17 protein-coding genes are annotated in these 17610 nt (G+C 66.8%); 13 read left to right on the forward strand and 4 right to left on the reverse strand.

The genetic code is table 11. The features are described from left to right. Nucleotide 1: 1 nt before the first annotated feature. On the forward strand, nucleotides 2-3151 hold the full coding sequence (locus DZC52_RS10315) for a phosphomannomutase/phosphoglucomutase (RefSeq protein ID WP_116651064.1): 3150 nt from the start codon (nucleotides 2-4) through the stop codon (nucleotides 3149-3151). A 35-nt stretch (nucleotides 3152-3186) separates the two neighbouring features. On the opposite strand, the gene DZC52_RS10320 is transcribed toward DZC52_RS10315, so the two are convergent. Then, nucleotides 3187-4539 carry a glutamate--cysteine ligase gene (locus tag DZC52_RS10320; RefSeq protein ID WP_245960804.1) on the reverse strand — a complete coding sequence of 451 codons (1353 nt, stop codon included), beginning with the start codon at nucleotides 4537-4539 and terminating at the stop codon, nucleotides 3187-3189. Between the two features lie 236 nt (nucleotides 4540-4775). Between DZC52_RS10320 and DZC52_RS10325 the strand changes: the two genes are divergently transcribed. The 10 genes from DZC52_RS10325 to DZC52_RS10370 all read left to right on the forward strand — a co-directional run bounded on the left by DZC52_RS10325 (nucleotide 4776) and on the right by DZC52_RS10370 (nucleotide 14813). Then, on the forward strand, nucleotides 4776-6281 hold the full coding sequence (locus tag DZC52_RS10325; RefSeq protein WP_181918898.1) for a peptide ABC transporter substrate-binding protein: 1506 nt from the start codon (nucleotides 4776-4778) through the stop codon (nucleotides 6279-6281). After that, nucleotides 6278-7990 (forward strand): peptide ABC transporter substrate-binding protein, encoded by a 1713-nt coding sequence (locus DZC52_RS10330; protein WP_116651066.1) that lies wholly within the window; start codon nucleotides 6278-6280, stop codon nucleotides 7988-7990. Before DZC52_RS10325 ends, DZC52_RS10330 begins: the two co-directional genes overlap by 4 nt. Next, nucleotides 7977-8420, forward strand: a complete 444-nt coding sequence (locus tag DZC52_RS10335) for a GxxExxY protein (RefSeq protein ID WP_116651067.1) — start codon at nucleotides 7977-7979, stop codon at nucleotides 8418-8420. Before DZC52_RS10330 ends, DZC52_RS10335 begins: the two co-directional genes overlap by 14 nt. Nucleotides 8421-8498: 78 nt before the next feature. Next, on the forward strand, nucleotides 8499-9437 hold the full coding sequence (gene oppB / locus DZC52_RS10340) for an oligopeptide ABC transporter permease OppB (RefSeq protein ID WP_116651213.1): 939 nt from the start codon (nucleotides 8499-8501) through the stop codon (nucleotides 9435-9437). Next, on the forward strand, nucleotides 9434-10342 hold the full coding sequence (locus DZC52_RS10345) for an ABC transporter permease subunit (protein WP_116651068.1): 909 nt from the start codon (nucleotides 9434-9436) through the stop codon (nucleotides 10340-10342). The genes oppB and DZC52_RS10345 overlap by 4 nt, the downstream gene beginning before the upstream one ends. A gap of 84 nt (nucleotides 10343-10426) precedes the next feature. Next, nucleotides 10427-11407, forward strand: coding sequence for an ABC transporter ATP-binding protein (locus tag DZC52_RS10350; protein ID WP_116651069.1), 981 nt, complete (start codon nucleotides 10427-10429; stop codon nucleotides 11405-11407). Then, on the forward strand, nucleotides 11407-12453 hold the full coding sequence (locus tag DZC52_RS10355) for an ABC transporter ATP-binding protein (protein WP_116651070.1): 1047 nt from the start codon (nucleotides 11407-11409) through the stop codon (nucleotides 12451-12453). Before DZC52_RS10350 ends, DZC52_RS10355 begins: the two co-directional genes overlap by 1 nt. Continuing rightward, nucleotides 12450-13079: a 16S rRNA (guanine(527)-N(7))-methyltransferase RsmG gene (gene rsmG, locus DZC52_RS10360; RefSeq protein WP_116651071.1), complete on the forward strand. Its 630-nt coding sequence runs from the start codon at nucleotides 12450-12452 to the stop codon at nucleotides 13077-13079. The genes DZC52_RS10355 and rsmG overlap by 4 nt, the downstream gene beginning before the upstream one ends. Continuing rightward, nucleotides 13076-13912 carry a ParA family protein gene (locus DZC52_RS10365; RefSeq protein ID WP_116651072.1) on the forward strand — a complete coding sequence of 279 codons (837 nt, stop codon included), beginning with the start codon at nucleotides 13076-13078 and terminating at the stop codon, nucleotides 13910-13912. The genes rsmG and DZC52_RS10365 overlap by 4 nt, the downstream gene beginning before the upstream one ends. Nucleotides 13913-13925: 13 nt before the next feature. Continuing rightward, entirely contained in the window at nucleotides 13926-14813 is an 888-nt protein-coding gene (locus tag DZC52_RS10370; RefSeq protein ID WP_116651073.1) for a ParB/RepB/Spo0J family partition protein, read from the forward strand. A 7-nt stretch (nucleotides 14814-14820) separates the two neighbouring features. Here the strand turns inward: DZC52_RS10370 and DZC52_RS10375 are convergent, their stop codons facing one another. The 3 genes from DZC52_RS10375 to DZC52_RS10385 form a co-directional block, all read right to left on the reverse strand. Further along, the gene (locus DZC52_RS10375; protein WP_116651074.1) at nucleotides 14821-15651 is read right to left on the reverse strand and encodes an SDR family NAD(P)-dependent oxidoreductase; all 831 of its coding nucleotides are present in this window, start codon (nucleotides 15649-15651) and stop codon (nucleotides 14821-14823) included. Between the two features lie 64 nt (nucleotides 15652-15715). Further along, nucleotides 15716-15934: a helix-turn-helix transcriptional regulator gene (locus DZC52_RS10380; RefSeq protein WP_116651075.1), complete on the reverse strand. Its 219-nt coding sequence runs from the start codon at nucleotides 15932-15934 to the stop codon at nucleotides 15716-15718. Between the two features lies 1 nt (nucleotide 15935). Beyond that, a complete protein-coding gene (locus tag DZC52_RS10385) occupies nucleotides 15936-16382 on the reverse strand; it encodes a hypothetical protein (protein ID WP_147307658.1) in 447 nt (148 codons plus the stop codon). Nucleotides 16383-16547: 165 nt separating this feature from the next. Here DZC52_RS10385 and DZC52_RS10390 point away from each other — a divergent pair, with 165 nt between their 5' ends. Together DZC52_RS10390 and DZC52_RS10395 are read left to right on the forward strand one after the other, a co-directional pair. After that, the gene (locus DZC52_RS10390; RefSeq protein ID WP_116651077.1) at nucleotides 16548-17090 is read left to right on the forward strand and encodes an RNA polymerase sigma factor; all 543 of its coding nucleotides are present in this window, start codon (nucleotides 16548-16550) and stop codon (nucleotides 17088-17090) included. Next, entirely contained in the window at nucleotides 17083-17562 is a 480-nt protein-coding gene (locus DZC52_RS10395) for a hypothetical protein (RefSeq protein ID WP_116651078.1), read from the forward strand. Before DZC52_RS10390 ends, DZC52_RS10395 begins: the two co-directional genes overlap by 8 nt. Nucleotides 17563-17610: the final 48 nt, after the last annotated feature.

The raw sequence follows: 17610 nt of genomic DNA on the forward strand, positions 1-17610 counted from the left end.
CATGGCGGAAAAGCCCTCTCTCCCGAAGCTCTCCGGCAAGGCGCTGCCGAAACAGGCCGCGCCCGCCCTGATGGGCGTGGGCGCGGTCGTGCTCCTGGCCGGGCTGTGGCTGCTGTGGAGTGCGATGTCGAGTGGCGAAGCCGGTCCCACCGACAGCGCTGCGCGCAACAGCATCGACCAGATCGGCGCGACCATCGACCAGGTCAACCAGGCGCTGGCCGCCCAGGAAGTCACCGAAACGGCCCGGGCCGTTCTGGCCGAAGAAGCCGATACCGAGGCCCTGCGGCGGCAGCTGCAGTCCTCCGGTGTGGCCAACCTGCTCGACGTGCGGGTGTTCCCGCCCAGCGTCGAAGACATCGAGGTCGGCGAATACCCGGAGCCGGATTTCGCTGTCGTCCAGATGCTGCTCGGCGCCCGGCGACAGGGCACCGCGCCCGCCGAGGTCCACTACCCGGGCACGGCCAACGAGAACCTGGCCTTCGCCCGCGCCATCGACGAACCGGCGGTCGACGAAGGCGAGGCGCCGCTGGCCGGCTACCTGTTCGTGCGCCTGCCGGTCAGCGTGGTCACCCGGCGGCTGGCCCAACCCGGCCCGGAAGGCTGGCTGGCGCTGCAACAGGGAGAAACCGTGATTGCCAGCAACGGCCGGTTGGCGGCCGAGCGCGTGCCCGACGGCCAGGCGACGATCGCCGGCAGCCGGCTGCGCCTGAACTGGACCACGGGCGCGGGTGCCGGGGATGCCTCGCCCGTGACCGGCGGTGCCGTGGCGCTCTTGGGGCTGGTGTTGATGGCCGTCGGCCTGGTGCTGCATCGCCAGCGCGGGGCGCCGGCCGAGTCCGCCGAGGCCGCCGACTCTGCAGCTTCCCCGCAGGCCGAGTCCCGGGAAGAGCCGGCCGGACAGGCAGGCGCTCAGGCCGCCGCGGCGGGGGAGCCGTCGGGCGGCGGCCAGCAGGACCTGCCCGACTGGATGCTCGACGAGCAGTCTGCCCGGCCCACTGGTGAGCAGGGCGGCGGGGGCAAGCGCCCGGCTGCCGACGTGCCCTTCGACGTGCCGGATCTCGACGAAATCTACCAACAGATCGAGGCCGAGGAAGGCGGTGAGAAGACGCCGGCCCAGGCGCGTAAGCCAGCAGAAGAGCAGGAGGAACCCGCCGAGGAAGAGCTTTTGTCCGAGCGCGAGGACTTCGACTTCGCCGAAGACACGATAGAGCCCGACGAAGACCACCTGCCCGAACCGGGCGAGGGCTTCGATGCCGAAGAAGAGTCGTCCGAAGAGCCGTCGGATCGATCGTCAGAGGAGCCGAAGGACGCGGAGAAGGAACTCGACCTGGATTTCGCCTTCAGCGACGCCGACGACCGGCGCGACGAGGAGGCCCTGGATGCCGCGCTGGAAGCCGAAGGCGGCGCCGAGGCGGCCGAGGAATCGATGTCGGAGCCGCCCACCGGCGAAGGCCTGGAACTGGCACTGGAAGACGAATCGCTGCAACAGCCGGAAGAAGAAGCGACCGGCGACGAAGATGCAATCAGCCTCGAGGAGTCTGCGCTCGAGATGGAATCGGAGCCCGAACCGGAGCCCGAACCGGAGCCCGAGCCCGAGCCCGAGCCGGAGCCCGAGCCGGAGCCCGAGCCGGAGCCGGAGCCTGAGCCTGAGCCTGAGCCTGAGCCTGAGCCGGAACCCGAGCCTGAACCCGAGCCGGAACCCGAGCCGGAACCCGAGCCGGAACCCGAGCCGGTCGCGCAACCCGAATCCCGAACCGAGGCCGCCCCCGCCGAGTCGCTGGAGCTGCCGTCGGGTATCTTCCGGCCGGCCGACATCCTCGGCGTGGTCGACGAGGATCTCACTCCGCCGATTGCCACCGATATCGGCCAGGCGATCGGCACGGTCATCGCCGAGCGCGGTTTTTCGCGTGTGGCCGTGGCGCGCGACGGTCGGTTCAGCGGGCCGATCCTGCTATCGGCCCTGATCCGCGGCCTGCGCAACAGCGGCATCGACGTCATCGAGATCGGGGCGGTGCCCACGCCCTTGCTGTGGTTCGGCGCCACCGAGCTGGCCGAAGGCTGCGGCGTTATGGTCACCGCCTCGCATCACCCGCCGAAATACAACGGTTTCCGGGTAATGATCGGCGGCGAGCTGATCGAGCCCGAAGGCATGGGCGACCTGGCGCGGCGCGTCGAACACAAGGATTTTGCCAAGGGCGAGGGCAGTTACGAGCAACAGGACATCCTGCAGCGTTACGCCAAGCGCCTGACCGCCGACATCCAGCTCGAACGGCCGTTGAAGGTGGTCGTCGACTGCGGCAACGGCGTCGGCGGGGCGGTCGCGCCCAAGCTCCTGCAGGCCGTCGGCGCGGACCTGATCCCCCTCTACTGCGATGTCGACGGCGCGTTCCCCAACCACCGGCCCGATCCGTCCTCCCCGGACGATCTCGAGGATCTCAGGTTGTGCGTGCGTAATTTCCAGGCCGAGTTGGGCATCGCTTTCGACGGCGACGCCGACCGCCTGGCCCTGGTGACCAGGAACGGCGAAATCGTCTGGCCGGATCGCCTGCTGATGCTGCTCGCCGGCGACGTGCTGGCGGCGCGGCCGGGCGAGGCGGTAATCTTCGACGTTCGCTGCTCCGGCCACCTGCAGCGCGTGGTCGAGCAGGCCGGCGGGCGCGGCATCATGACCGCCACCGGCCAGCAGCCCGTCGCCCGCCGCCTTCGCAAGGAGCACGCGCCGCTCGGCGGCGACATGAACGGTCACTTGTTCATCAACGACCGCTGGTATCCCTTCGACGACGCCATTTACGCCGCCGCACGCCTGCTCGAGGTCCTGGCGGCCGACACACGTGACGTCGACGAGATCCTCGCCGAGCAGCCGCAGTTCCGGACCAGCCCGGAGATCGTGGTCGACATCGATCGCGAGCAGTCGCGCACCCTGGTCGATCGGCTGGGTAAGGAATCGGATTTCGGTGATGCGCTGGTGACCCGCATCGACGGCGTGCGCGCCGACTGGTCCGACCGCTGGGGCCTGGCGCGCGTGGACGCCGACACCGGCCGGCTGATCCTGAGATTCGGCGCCGACGAGGCCACCGGGCTGGGGCAGGTCCGCAGCGAGTTTCGCGAGAAGCTGCTGGCGCTGGAGCCGAAGCTGCCCCTGCCGTACTGATTACATCCGGCCCCGAAAGCGGGGCCGGCCGCCACTCAGTAGGCGTACTGCCGGAACAGGTGGCTGAGGTCGCCGCCCCACTCGCCTTCGAAGGCCGCGAGCTTGACCTCGGCCGGGGTGGTGCCGCGGTCGACGACCTTCTGCAGCGATTCCAGGAAGCCGCCCTCGTGGTCGCCGCTGCCGCTGAGCCGTCGGCGTCTCGCCAGCCCGCCGTGAGCGAGCTCGAGCAACTCACCGGCGATCTCGTGCACGCTGCGGCCCTGGATTTCGGCCTTGAGACCGAAACGGGCCACGTCGCGGCGGAGCTGTTCGCGCTCGGCCGCACTCCAGGCTTTCGTCATTTCCAGGCAGGCGGCCAGGCTCCCGGAATCGTAGAGCAGGCCCACCCAGAACGCGGGCAGGGCGCACAGGCGCCGCCAGGGGCCGCCGTCGGCGCCGCGCATCTCCAGGAAGCGCTTGAGGCGGACTTCCGGGAAGGCGGTGGTGAGGTGGTCTTCCCAGTCCTTGAGCGTCGGCCGCTCGCCGGGCAGCGCCGGCAGGCGCCCGGCCAGGAAGTCGCGGAAGCTCTGGCCCGCGCAGTCGATCATGCGCCCGTCGCGGACGGTGAAGTACATCGGCACATCGAGCATGTAGTCGACGTAGCGCTCGAAGCCCATGCCGGATTCGAACACCCAGGGCAGCATGCCGGTGCGGTCCGGGTCGGTATCGGTCCAGGCGTAGGAACGGTAGCTCAGGTAGCCGCTCGGCCGGCCCTCGACGAAGGGTGAGTTGGCGAACAGGGCGGTAGCGATCGGCTGCAGGGCGAGCGAGGCCCGGAACTTCGCGACCATGTCCGCCTCGCTGGAGAAATCCAGGTTGACCTGCACGGTGCAGGTGCGCTTCATCATGTCGTGGCCGTGCTCGCCGACCTTCGGCATGTAGTTGCGCATGATCACGTAGCGGGCCTTGGGCATCCACTCGATCTCGTCGAGCCGGGCGGTGGGATGAAAGCCCATGCCCAGGAATCCGATACCCAGCGGCTCGGCCACCGCCCGCACCTGGGCGAGATGTGTGTTGACCTCGTCGCAGGTCTGGTGCAGGTTGTCGAGCAGTTCGCCCGAAAGCTCCAGCTGTCCGCCGGGTTCGAGCGTGATCGAACAGCCGTCCTTCTTCAGCGCGATCGGCAGGCCGTCCTCGCGGACCGTCTCCCAGCCGAAGTTGTCGGCCAGGCCCTCGAGCATGGCGCGCACGGAGCGCTCGCCGTCGTAGGGCAGCGGCTCGAGGGTTTCGGTGCAGAAGCCGAACTTCTCGTGTTCGGTGCCGATGCGCCATTCGGATTCCGGCTTGCATCCGGACTCCAGCCACTCGGTAAGCTGTCGCTTGTCGGTCAGGACGGTGTCGGGATTCAAAGCGGAACACCCGGATAGAATGAGGCGCCGATTATCGCTTTTTTGTCCGGATGCTGCATGAAGTTCGGCTCTGCGGGCGCCGCTGTGGAAAACCCGGTAACCACGGAAGACACGGAATGCACGGAAAAACACAGGAATTCCAGGACGTGCGTTCGGTTCATGGCACGCCCGTTGCGGTCGCCGTGCCATCAAGAGCGCGTTCTTTTTCTTCTTCTTCCGTGCTTTCCGTGGTTCCATTGTTTTTGGTTTTCCTGCTCTCCGCGCCCCTCACGTTTGCCGCAACCCTGCATCGGGGTGTCGGGCCCGAGCCCGACTCGCTCGATATCCACACCGCCCAGAGCCTGTCGGCACTCAACGTGCTGCGCGACCTGCACGAGGGGCTGCTGACCTTCGACGCCGGGGCCGAGCTGATTTCCGGCGTGGCCCAGTCCTGGTCGGTGAGCGATGACGGTCGGGTCTGGACGTTCGAGCTGGATCCTTCGGCCCGCTGGTCGGACGGTAAGCGAATCGTCGCGCAGGACTTCGTCACCGGCTGGCGGCGTGCCCTCGATCCGGCCACGGCCTCGCCCACGGCGGCGCTGCTCGACCCGGTCGAAAACGCCCGGGCGGTTCGTTCGGGCCGGGCGCAACCCGGTGCGCTGGGCGTCGGCGCGCCGTCGCCGCATCGCCTGGTGGTTCGTCTCGAGCGTCCCACGCCCTGGTTCGGCGAGCTGCTCACGCACCCGGTGACCTATCCCTGGCCGGGCGAGGGCACAAGTCGTTACAGCGGCGCATTCGTCCTCGACGGTCAGGTGCCCGGCGCCCGTCTCGAACTGCTGCCCAACGAGCATTACCGGGCGGCCGGCGAGGTCTCGCTGGACGCGGTGACCTGGCACGTGATCGAGCAGCCCAACGTCGAATTGACCCGCTACCGTGCCGGCCAGCTGCATGTCACCGAGACCATCCCGCCCGGGCGCGTCGACTGGCTGCGCGAGCGCTTCGGCGACGAACTCAGGATTTCACCCTACCTGGGCAGCTTCTTCCTGGCCTTCAACCTGCAGCGCGAGCCCTTCGCCGACGCCGCGAAGCTGCGCCGGGCGCTGAGCCTGGCCGTCGATCGCGACATCCTGGTCGAGCGGGTGCTCGGCTCCGGCGAGATACCGGCCTGGGGCCTGCTGCCGCCAGGCATGCCCGGCTGGCCCGAGGGCCGCGAGCCGCCCCTGGCGCCCGGCGAGCGACTGGTCGAGGCCGAGCGCCTCTACCGCGAGGCCGGCTACGGCGACGACCGGCCGCTGGAGGTCGAGTTGCGCTTCAACACGTCCCTGACCCATCGCCGTATGGCCGCAGCGATCGCCGCGATGTGGAAGCTCCACCTGGGCGTGCGCACGCGCCTGGTCAACGAGGAGTGGAAGGTGTTCATCACCAATCGCCGGCAGGGCCGCATTACCGAGGTGTTCCGCGGCGGCTGGATCGCCGACTGGCGCGATGCGGCCAACTTCCTGCAACTGTTCGCCGGCGACAGCCCGGGCAACTACACCTTTTTCGACGACCCGGTCTTTGACGGGCTGATGCGGCGGGCGGCGAGAGAGCGCGGCGACGAGCGGCTCCGCATCCTGCGCGAGGCCGAAGCCCGCCTGCTCGACGAACAGGTCATCGTGCCGCTGTACTACTATGTCTCCAGGCATCTCGTGGACCCGGACGTGCGCGGATTCGAGGACAACCCCATGGATATTCACCTGTCGCGCTGGATGTCGTTGCCGTGAAGCGTCTGGGCGCACTCTGCCTGCTCTTTGCGCTGGCCGGCTGCGGCGAGCGCGAGGCCCATGCGCCAGAGGCAGTGCCGGCCCTGGCCGAGCCGGTCGACGTGGTCTTCGGCGAAGACGGCCGCCCGCTGCCCGAAGTGCTCGCCGAATCGCAGGTCGTCCATCGCGGCAACGGCGAAGAGCCGCAAACCCTGGACCCGCACTTGGCCGAGGGCGTGCCGTCCAGCAATATCCTGCGCGACCTGTTCGAAGGCCTGACGACGACCGCGCCGGACGGTCGGATCGTTCCGGGCGCCGCCCGCCACTGGGACATCAGTCGCGACGGCCTGACCTATACCTTCTTTCTCGATCCGGACGGACGATGGAGCAACGGCGAACCCGTTACCGCCGATGATTTCGTCTGGTCGTGGCGGCGCGCGGTTGACCCGGCCACCGGTGCTTCCTACAGCCGCATGCTCTCGCCGATCGTCAACGCCGAGGCGATCCTGGCCGGCGAATCGCCGCCCGAGGCGCTCGGTGTGGAGGCGCTCAACGACATGACTTTCCAGGTCGAGCTCAAGGATCCCACGCCCTACTTTCTTGGCCTGCTGACCCATCCCACCAGCTATCCCGTGCACCGTCCCACGGTCGAACAGCACGGCGACAGTCACGTACGCCCGGGCAACCTGGTCTCCAACGGCGCCTTCATGCTCGACGACTGGCGGGTGCGCTCCAGTATCGAACTGGTCAGGAATCCGCACTACCGGGACGCTGACGACGTGCTGGTCGAGCGCGTCGTCTTCTATCCCTTCGAAGACGAGAACACCGAGTTCAACCGATTCCGGGCCGGCGACCTGCACTGGACCTACCAGGTGCCGAACAACCAGTTTCAGTGGCTCAGGAAGAACATGCCCCAGGCCTTGATGGTCGCGCCCTGGTTCGGCACCTACTTCTTCTCCTTCAACCTCACGCGCGAGCCCTTCGAAGACAACCTGGCGTTGCGGCAGGCGCTCAACCTGGCCGTCGATCGCGAGATCCTCACCGAGCAGGTCAGCCGTTTCGGGGAGATCCCGACGTTCAACCTGGTGCCGCCGGGCCTGCCGGAGTACGAGTCACCGGAGACTCCCTGGGCCGGCATGACTCAGGAAGAACGCGAGGCCGAGGCAAAGCGCCTCTACCGCGAAGCCGGTTACAGCGAGCAGCGGCCGCTGGAGGTCGAGCTGCGCTACAACACCTCGGAGAACCATCGAAAGATCGCCGTGGCCGTGGCCGCCATGTGGAAACAGGTCCTGGGCGTGCGCACCCGCCTGATCAACGAGGAGTTCCGCGTCTTCCTGCAGAACCGCGCCCAGCGCCGCGTCACCGAGGTGTTCCGTTCGGGCTGGATCGGCGACTACCAGGATGCCTTCACCTTCCTGGAGCTGTTCCACTCCGAGCACGGCCGCAACGACGCCGGCTACGACAGCGAACGCTACGACCGCCTGCTTCAACGCATCGCCGCCGAACGCATCCCGGCCAGCCGACGCAACCTGATGGCCGAGGCCGAACGCATGATCCTCGCCGACCAGGTCATCCTGCCCGTCTACAACTACGTCACAAAACGCCTCATCGACCCCCGCCTGAAAGGCTGGGAAGAAAACGTCATGGACCACCACCTGACGCGCCATATGTTCCTGGTCAAAGCCAAGTCGGCAATCGAGGCGTCGGAGGAGGCTGATGGTGGGGAGTAATGTCGGTTCTCGCAATGGCGCAAAGGCGCTAAGGACGCAAGGAAGATCGGAGAATGAGTTGTCGGCGCTTGTGGTGGAGGAAGCAATGAGACTCCACCGCGGCCTGGGGCCAGGCTTGCTGGAAAATGTGTATGAGACCATTCTTGCCAAAAAGCTCGAAGAGCGCGGGGTGTCGGTGAGAAAGCAGGTGCAGGTACCCCTGATCTACGAGGGAATTGCCTCCGATGCTGCGTTTCGCGCTGATATCGTCGCTGACGACAAGCTGATCCTCGAGATCAAGGCTGTCGAAAAACTCAATAACGCGCACAGGAAGCAGGTTCTGACCTATTTGAAACTAACGGGCATGCGACTCGGCATGATCCTGAATTTCAGCTCCGAATTGATGAAGCACGGAATCGTCCGAGTGGCAAACGAACTTGATGATGATTAGTTCAATAAACTTTGTGCCCTTTGCGCCTTCGCGCCATTGCGAGAAATGCTCTATGCTCCGGCTCGATCGGAGGCTATCGTGCTGAAGTATTCGCTTCGGCGGCTGGGGTCGGCGATTCCGACGCTGTTTTTGCTGATCACTTTCGCGTTTTTCCTGATTCGCATCGCGCCGGGTGGGCCGTTCGATTCGGAGCGGGCCTTGCCGGCGGATATCGAGGCCAACCTGGCGGCGAAGTATCATCTCGACGAGCCGCTGGTGTTCCAGTACGCGCGCTATCTCTGGCAGATCGCCCGCGGCGACCTGGGGCCGTCGTTCCACTACCGCGATTGGACGGTCAACGACCTGATCATCCAGGGCGCACCGGTGTCGTTTCTGTTGGGTGCGGCGGCATTGTTGCTGGCCCTGGTCATCGGGGTGATCACCGGCGCCTGGGCGGCATTGCGGCAGAACCGGCCGGCCGACTACACGGTGATGAGCATCGCGATGGTCGGCATCTCGATTCCCAACTTCGTCATGGCGCCGCTGCTGATCCTGCTGTTCGCCATCGTGCTCGGCTGGGTACCGGCCGGCGGCTGGGCCTTCAGCTTCGACCGCATGGTGCTGCCGGTGGTCACGCTCGCGCTGCCGATGATCGCCTACATCGCGCGCATCACCCGCGGGTCGATGATCGAGGTGCTGCACTCGAGCTATATCCGCACGGTGCGGGCCAAGGGCATGCCCGAAAAGGAAGTCATCCTGCGCCACGCCCTCAAGCCTGCGCTGTTGCCGGTGATTTCCTACCTCGGCCCGGCCGCCGCGGCCATCCTGACCGGCTCGGTGGTGGTCGAGCGCATCTTCACCATCCCGGGCATCGGCTCGTACTTCGTGCAGGGCGCGCTCAACCGCGACTACACGCTGGTGATGGGCGTGGTCATCCTCTATGGTGTGCTCATCATCCTGTTCAACTTCCTGGTCGACCTGATCTATGCCTTCCTGGATCCGCGCATTCGCTATGACGACGGGGAGACCGAGACGTGAATACCGAAGCCACTCGCGACGCCTTCGAGCAGGCCCTCGATACGCGAGAAGTCCGCGGGCGTTCGCTCTACGTCGACGCCTGGCACCGCCTGCTGAAGAACCGTGCGGCGGTGGCCGCGCTGGGCATCCTGGTGCTGATGATCGCGCTGGTGACCTTCGGCCCCATGCTCTCGGAATGGGACCACGAGATTCCCGACTGGGAGAACTACTCCTCGCCGCCGTCGCTCGAGGAAGGCCACATCTTCGGCACCGACGCGCTCGGTCGCGACCTGTTCGTGCGCACCATGATCGGCGGGCGGATCTCGCTGCTGGTCGGACTGGTCGCCACCCTGGTGTCGTTGCTCATCGGCGTGACCTGGGGCGCCTTTGCCGGCTACGTCGGCGGCAGGGTCGACAACGTGATGATGCGCATCGTCGACGCGGTCTACGCCATGCCCTTCATGTTCTTCGTGATCCTGCTCATGGTCGTGTTCGGGCGCAACATCTTCCTGATCTTCGTGGCCATCGGTGCAATCAACTGGCTCGACATGGCGCGCATCGTCCGGGGCCAGACGCTGAGCCTGAAGAACAAGGACTTCGTCGAAGCCGCGCGCGCCTGCGGCGCGACCGAGTGGCAGATCATCCGCCGCCACATCGTTCCCAACCTGCTCGGCGTGGTGATCGTCTACGTGACCCTGACCATTCCACAAGTGATATTGGTCGAGAGCTTCCTGAGCTTCCTCGGCCTGGGCGTGCAGGAGCCGCTGACCTCCTGGGGCGCACTGGTCAACGAGGGCGCCCAGGAAATGGAGACCGCGCCCTGGTCCCTGCTCTACCCGGCCACGTTCCTGGCCGTGACCCTGTTCGCGTTCAACTTCCTGGGCGACGGGTTGAGGGATGCGCTGGATCCGAAGGATCGCTTATGACATCACAAAGGTTTCAGGTTTCAGGTTTCAGGTTTCAGGAAGAGCACCGGGTAGAAGGCTCGGAGTGGTCTTTGAGAGGTTGTCATGGCGTTGCTTGAGGTGCGGGATCTGACGGTGTCGTTCGATACGCCCGACGGCGTGGTGCATGCCGTCAACGGGATCAGTTTCGACCTGGAGCCCGGCGAGACGCTGGGGCTCGTGGGCGAGTCGGGGTCCGGCAAGACGCAGACGGCGCTGGCGTTGATGGGCCTGCTGGCGGAAAACGGCCGGGCGACCGGCTCGGTGAAGTTTCGCGGGCAGGAGTTGCTGGGCATGTCGCTGTCGGAATTGACCCGGGTCCGGGGCTCGAAGATCTCGATGATCTTCCAGGACCCGGTCAGCTCGCTCAATCCCTATCTCACCGTCGGCGACCAGCTCGTCGAGGTGCTCACGCATCACCGCAATCTCAAGAAGAAGCCGGCCAGGGAACGCGCCATCGAGATGCTGCGCCTGGTGCAGCTCAGCGACCCGGAACAACGCATGAAGCAGTATCCGCACGAGCTATCCGGCGGCATGTGCCAGCGCGTGATGATCGCCATGGGGCTGCTGTGCCAGCCCGACCTGCTGATCGCCGACGAGCCGACCACCGCGCTCGACGTCACGGTGCAGTCGCAGATCAACTCACTGATGGGCGAGCTCTCCGAACAGTCGTCGACGGCGATCCTGCTGATCACCCACGACCTGGGCGTGGTTGCCGGCTTGTGCGACCGCGTGCTGGTGATGTACGCCGGCAAGGAGATGGAGATGGCCGGCATCGAGGAATTGTTCGCCGACCCGCAGCATCCCTACACCGAGGGCCTGCTGGCCTCGGTGCCGCGGCTGGACCGTCACGACTCGGGCATCCTGCACGCCATTCCGGGCAATCCGCCCAACCTTCTGGAGGTGCCCGAAGGCTGTCCCTTCCGCGACCGCTGCCCCTACGCCTGGGACAAGTGCCATGCGCTGCCGGAGTTCGAGGAAATCGGCGAGGGCCGTTTCAAGCGTTGCCATCTTGAGTCGCTGCCGCCGAAAGAGGAGGCCGGCTGATGCGCAACCCAGTGCTCCAGGTTCGAAACCTCGAGGTGAGCTTCCGGGTCGATGCCGGCACCCTGTTTCGCCACGACTACCGCAGCATTCGCGCCGTCGACGGCGTGAGCTTCGACGTCTATTCGGCCGAAACCCTCGGTATCGTCGGCGAGTCCGGCTGCGGTAAATCCACCCTGGCCCGGGCGCTGCTGGGCCTGCAGCGACCCAGGCGCGGCGAGATCCTGTGGCTGGGCGAAGACCTGGTGCAGCTCAGCGAGGAGGCCCTGCGCCGCAAGCGTCGCGAGATCCAGCTGATTTTCCAGGACCCGCAGGGCTCGCTCGACCCGCGCATGACTGTCGGCGACATCATCGCCGAGCCGCTGAAGACCTTCTTCCCGTCGATGTCGCGCCTGCAGATCCGCGAGCGCGTGACCGGCATTCTCAAACTGGTGGGCCTGCGGCCGGACCAGATCAATCGCTACCCGCACGAATTCTCCGGCGGGCAGTGCCAGCGCGTCGGCATCGCCCGGGCGCTGGTGGTCAATCCGCGCCTGGTCGTCTGCGACGAGCCGGTGAGCGCGCTCGACGTGTCCATCCAGGCGCAGATCGTCAACCTGCTGAAAGACCTGCAGAAGAAGCTGCAGCTGTCGCTGATCTTCATCGCCCACGACCTGTCGATCGTGCGCCACGTCTCCGACCGGATTCTGGTCATGTACATGGGCAAGGTCATGGAGATGGCCGACCGCTCCAAGATCTATCGCGAGCCGCGCCACCCCTACACCCGCGCCCTGATCGAGTCGGTGCCGATTCCCGACCCGGTGCGCGAGCGCAAGCGCGCGCGGCGCTCGCTCAAGGGCGACATGCCCTCGCCGCTGAACCCGCCGTCGGGCTGCGTGTTCCGCACCCGCTGCCCCTTCGCCACCGAGCTGTGCGCCGAGAAGGTGCCCGAGCTGGAGAAGCTCGACAACGGTCACCAGGTCGCTTGCCATCACCACCGCGACCTGCCGGCGCCGCCGGTGCCCGGTGAAGCGAGCGAGGCCGACACCGGGGAGACCAGCGAATCGTGAACGCCCAGGCACTGCGCGCCAGGCTGGATGAGGGCCTGGCGGGGCTCGGACTGACGCTCGACGACGCACGAAAGGACCGCCTGCTCGACTATCTGGCCCTGCTCTCGCGCTGGAATCGCGCCTATAATCTCACGGCGGTCGACGAGCCGGCTGCGATGGTGGACCGTCACCTGGTCGACAGCCTGAGCATCCTGCCCTGGATCGACGGCGAGCAGATCGTCGACGCCGGCACCGGCGCCGGCCTGCCGGGCGTGCCGCTGGCCATCGCCTGCCCCGAGCGGCACTTCGTGCTGGTCGACAGCAACGGCAAGAAGGTGCGGTTCCTGCGCCAGGTGCGGCGCGAACTGGGACTGGACAACATCGAGCCCGTTCACGCCCGCCTGGAGGAATTCGCGCCCGAGCGGGCGCCCGACCAGGTGGTCGCGCGGGCCCTGGCGCCCCTGCCGCGCCTGGTCGAACAGCTCGGTCACCTGCTGGCCGGCGGGGCGACCCTGCTGGCCATGAAGGGCCGGCTTGAAGACGACGAGTGCGCCGCCGTGGCGGATGCGTACAATGTCGAGAGAATCGAACTGAACGTGCCCGGCGCGGGCGGTGCCCGCAGCCTGGCCATCCTGAGGAAGTCATGACACAGCGACGGGCCCGAATCGTGGCCGTAACCAACCAGAAGGGCGGCGTGGGCAAGACCACGACGGCGCTCAACCTCGCCGCCGGCCTGGCCGAACTCGAGCGCCGCGTTCTGCTGATCGACATCGATCCGCAGGGCAATGCCACGACCGGCTCGGGCGTCGAACTCGAGGACGAGCAGAACACCCTGTGCGAGGTGCTGATGGGCGATTGCGCCCTCTCGGAAGCGGTCGTCCACGTCGAGGCGATGGGTTTCGACCTGGTGCCGGCCAACGGCGACCTGACCGCCGCCGAGGTGGCGCTGATGGACGAAGATGACCGCGCCACGGTGCTGCGCGGGGCGCTGGCCAACGCGGCATCGCGCTATCACCACATCATCATCGACTGCCCGCCGTCGCTGAACGTGCTCACCCTCAACGCCCTGACGGCGGCCGACTCGGTGCTGATCCCGATGCAGTGCGAGTACTACGCGCTCGAGGGGCTGACCGCGCTGCTGGGCACCATCGAGCAGATCCAGAACTCGGTGAACCCGGAGCTCGAGATCGAGGGCCTGGTCCGCACCATGTTCGATATTCGCAACAACCTCTCCGGTGCCGTCTCGCGCCAGTTGTCCGAGCATTTCGGCGACAAGCTCTACGCCACCGTCGTGCCGCGCAACGTGCGCGTGGCCGAGGCGCCGAGCTACGGCCAGTCGGTGATCCACTACGACCGTGATTCGCGCGGCGCTGTGGCCTACCTGGGCCTGGCCGGCGAATACCTGCGACGCATGGGCGAGGCCGCGCGTGCGCCCTCGGCTACCGCGCAGGACCTGGCCGCCGAAGAACAACGCCTGTAGGAATTCTGAGCCGATGGCCGCATCCCGTAAGAAGAAACCCCTGGGCCGCAACCTCGACGCCCTGCTCGGCAAGACCCGGGCGGCGGCCGAGCAGGAAAGTCCCGACGGCGAATTGCACGGTTTGAAGGAGCTGCCGGTCGATGTCATCGAGCCCGGCCGCTACCAGCCGCGCTCGGCCATGGACCCCGATCGGTTGCAGGAGCTGTCGGACTCGATCAAGGAACAGGGCCTGGTCCAGCCCGTGGTGGTGCGCCCGTTGGCAAAGCAGGGCCGCTACGAACTGATTGCCGGCGAGCGACGCTGGCGTGCCTGCCAGATGGCGGGCATGACCACCATACCGGCGCTGGTGCGCGAGATCGCCGACGAGGCCACCCTGGCCCTGGCGCTGATCGAGAACATCCAGCGCGAGGACCTCAATCCGCTCGAGGAAGCCGTCGCGCTCCGCCGCCTGATCGAGGAATTCGGTCTCACCCACGAACAGGCCGCGCGCAGCGTCGGTCGCTCCCGCACGTCGGTGACCAACCTGCTGCGCCTGATGGAGCTGGCGCCGGAAGTGCGCGAGCTGGTCGACCAGAAACAGCTCGACATGGGCCATGCCCGCGCCCTGCTCACGCTGGAGCGCCCCGATCAGATCCGCGCCGCGCGCCAGGTCGTCGACCAGGATCTGTCGGTTCGCCAGACCGAAGCGCTGGTGCGGCGCATGCGCGAGGGCAGGCCCGAGTCGAAGAAATCCAAGGGCGAGCACAAGTCCGCCGACATCCAGCGCCTGGAACAGGAACTCACCGAAACCCTGTGCGCCCCGGTCAGCGTCAAGCACTCCAACTCCGGCAAGGGCCAGGTCACCATCAGGTACACCAGCCTCGACGAGCTCGACGGCCTGCTGGAGCGTTTCAAGCGCTAGCTGACGCTTAGCCGCCTGGTCGTTTTTCCCGCTTCAGCCGCGCCTTGGTGCGCGCGCCCTTTTTCTCCAGCATGGGTCGCAGCGCGCGTCCGATGCGTGGGAACAGATAGCTGATGGTGGTCAGGTAGCCGCTGGCTTTCGGCATCGGGTAGTCGCCCGGACCGTCGTCGACGGCCCTGACGATGACCGCCGCCACCTGCTCGGCCGTCGAGACCGGCTGGGAGAAGGTCAGGTCGGTGGCGCCGTCGATGTCGTCCATGATGAAGCCGGTGTCGATCGGGCCCGGCGAGACGCTGGCAAAGCGAATGCCTTCGCCGAGCAACTCCTCTTTCAGGGCCAGGGTGAACGCGCGCAGTCCGAACTTGGTGGCCGAGTAAGTCGCCGACCCCGGAACCGGGGTGCGCCCGGCCAGCGAGGCGACGTTGATCACCGCCGCGCGCCTGGACTTCCTCAGGTGGGGCAGCGCCAGTCGGGTGGCCACCAGGGGCGCCTTGAGGTTGACGTCGACCATGCGGGCCACATCGTCGGCGCTGATGTTCTCGAATGGCCCCCTTGCGTGGTAACCGGCGTTGTTGACCAGGACGTCGATCGTGCCGAAACGCTGCTCGGCCTCGGCCAGCATGGCGGCGAAGGCGTCGCTGTCGGTGATGTCCATCGGGGCGATCCGGGCCCGCTCGCCGATATCGAGCTGGTCGGCGAACTCGCGCAGCTTCTCCTCGCCGCGGGCGATCAGGACCAGGTTGGCGCCGCGCTCGGCGAAGGCGCGTGCGGCGGCCGCGCCCACGCCCATCGAGGCACCGGTGATGACGACGGTCACGCCACGAAAGTCCTGGGTCATGCTGATACTCCGGTGAATTGCACCCTTCGTGCGGGACTATAACCGAGCCCGGGCGGCGACGCGCTCACTCGGGCTCGTCCGACAGTCGGAACACGGTTTCCACCGGCTGGCCGAACGTCCATGCGATCTTCAGCGCGACTTCGAGCGACGGGCTGTAGCGCCCGCGCTCGATCGCGATGATCGTCTGCCGCGAAACGCCCACGGCCGCGGCGAGGTCCTGTTGGGTCATGCCGTCGCCGGCCTGGCGTAGTTCGCGCACGCGGTTGTTGATGGCGGCGCCCACCTCAGATGCCCCGCCGGTGGAACCAGATGGTCAGCGCCAGTTCGACCACGGTGGACAGGAACACGCCCGCCATCAGGGCGTTGGCGATGATGACCGGCTGCTGCCAGAAACTCGCGCCGACCATGCCGCCGCCGATGATCATCAGCACGATCGAGACCACGCAGAAGCCCAGCACGAGCCCGCTGGTGTTGCCGGAACGCCAGGCGATCAGGCGATCGCGCTCGTCTTCGTTCTCGGCGCCGGAGATGGCAGCCACGAGGATATGGAAGCCAACCAGGATGATCACGAGCAGGATCGTGAAGCCGACCGACAGGCCGAACATCGCGGCCATGTGCAGCTGTTCGGCGCGCCAGAGATTGATGACCGATGAGAAATACAGCGCGCCGATGACCAGCAGGCTAACGAGGGTGCCCCAGGCGCTTTTTTCCTGAAAAGACATCGAAGACATGATTCGCGGCTCCTTGTTCACCGACGGATTGATGTAAAGCAGGTTTTACATAATGTAAAGTCCGCTTTACCTGAAGTCAAGTCAACTTTACATGTCGGCGGCCCGGGTGCTCCGGCACAATCGAGTCTGCGACCTTTTCCCGCGCCCGGGCGTCTATACACCGACATGAGCCTCTCGAGCCCCATCGACGATCTGGCCCTGGCCGCCCTGAAGCGACGCTGTCGTCGCACCCAGGAACGCGTCTATCGCCGGTATTCGCAGCCGGCCTGGACCCTGGCGGTCCGGCTGAGCGGCTGCGAGGCGCGCGCCTGGGATGCGGTCCAGCAGGCCTTCGTGCTGGCTTTCGAGCGAATCGGCCAGCTCAGGAAGGCCGAGCAATTCGGTTTCTGGCTGCGCCGCATCCTGGTCAACCAGGTGATGGACCAGCACCGGCGCCAGGCCGCCGAGCGGCCGGAAATCGACGAATGCGGGGAATTCCGCGATCACGACTCGGCGCTGGACCTGGAGCGGGCCTTCGCCGAGCTCGACGCACTCGACCGCCAGGTGGTCTGGCTGCACGACGCCGAGGGCATGAAACACGCCGAGATCGCCGAACTGGCCGGGCAGACCGTGTCCTGGTCGAAGTCCCGGCTGGCGCGGGCGCGCGAAAAGCTCAGGAACCGATTGACGGCCGACGAAGTAGCGGCCAGGAGCATGGAACATGGATGACGCCATCGACTTCACCCGGATGAACCGCTCCGGTCCGCCCGACGATCTGTGGCCGGCCATCGCCGGCGAGCTGGACCGGCACAGGAAGCACCGCCTCGTGCGGCGCGTCTCGGCCCTGGCGGCGATGGTCACCGTGGTCGTGCTGGCCAGCGTGTTCGTGCAGATGCCGGAACCGACCTCGGAGCCCGGAACGCCATCGACCGGCTCGGAAATGATGTCGCTGGCGGATCTGCGCGCCGCTTCGGCGCGGCTCGAAAACCGTCTGGCCGATCATCGGCAACGACCGGTCGGCGGCCTGGAACTCGAGTCCCTGCTCTGGCTGGAGACGGAGCTTGCCTGGCTCGACCAGCAGCTGGCCGAGGCGCCCGCCGACCCCGATCTCTGGCGGCAGCGCATCGAACTGCTGGCTGAACTCAATCGGCGCTACGCCGACGGCGACTGGCGGCGCGAGATGCTGCTGGCCAGCGTCTGAACGAGACGACCGAATACTGACACGGAATACTCCAAGGAGGAGTTGGAC

Source organism: Wenzhouxiangella sediminis (genome assembly GCF_003410055.1).
GTDB classification, from domain to species: Bacteria; Pseudomonadota; Gammaproteobacteria; order Xanthomonadales; family Wenzhouxiangellaceae; genus Wenzhouxiangella; species Wenzhouxiangella sediminis.

Coding starts and splice junctions, on each gene's coding strand:
- DZC52_RS10315 (WP_116651064.1), top strand. CDS start 2: ATGGCGGAAAAGCCCTCTCTCCCGAAGCTCTCCGGCAAGGCGCTGCCG.
- DZC52_RS10335 (WP_116651067.1), top strand. CDS start 7,977: ATGGTGGGGAGTAATGTCGGTTCTCGCAATGGCGCAAAGGCGCTAAGG.
- DZC52_RS10350 (WP_116651069.1), top strand. CDS start 10,427: ATGGCGTTGCTTGAGGTGCGGGATCTGACGGTGTCGTTCGATACGCCC.
- DZC52_RS10355 (WP_116651070.1), top strand. CDS start 11,407: ATGCGCAACCCAGTGCTCCAGGTTCGAAACCTCGAGGTGAGCTTCCGG.
- DZC52_RS10365 (WP_116651072.1), top strand. CDS start 13,076: ATGACACAGCGACGGGCCCGAATCGTGGCCGTAACCAACCAGAAGGGC.
- DZC52_RS10370 (WP_116651073.1), top strand. CDS start 13,926: ATGGCCGCATCCCGTAAGAAGAAACCCCTGGGCCGCAACCTCGACGCC.
- DZC52_RS10375 (WP_116651074.1), bottom strand. CDS start 15,651: ATGACCCAGGACTTTCGTGGCGTGACCGTCGTCATCACCGGTGCCTCG.
- DZC52_RS10385 (WP_147307658.1), bottom strand. CDS start 16,382: ATGTCTTCGATGTCTTTTCAGGAAAAAAGCGCCTGGGGCACCCTCGTT.
- DZC52_RS10390 (WP_116651077.1), top strand. CDS start 16,548: ATGAGCCTCTCGAGCCCCATCGACGATCTGGCCCTGGCCGCCCTGAAG.
- DZC52_RS10395 (WP_116651078.1), top strand. CDS start 17,083: ATGGATGACGCCATCGACTTCACCCGGATGAACCGCTCCGGTCCGCCC.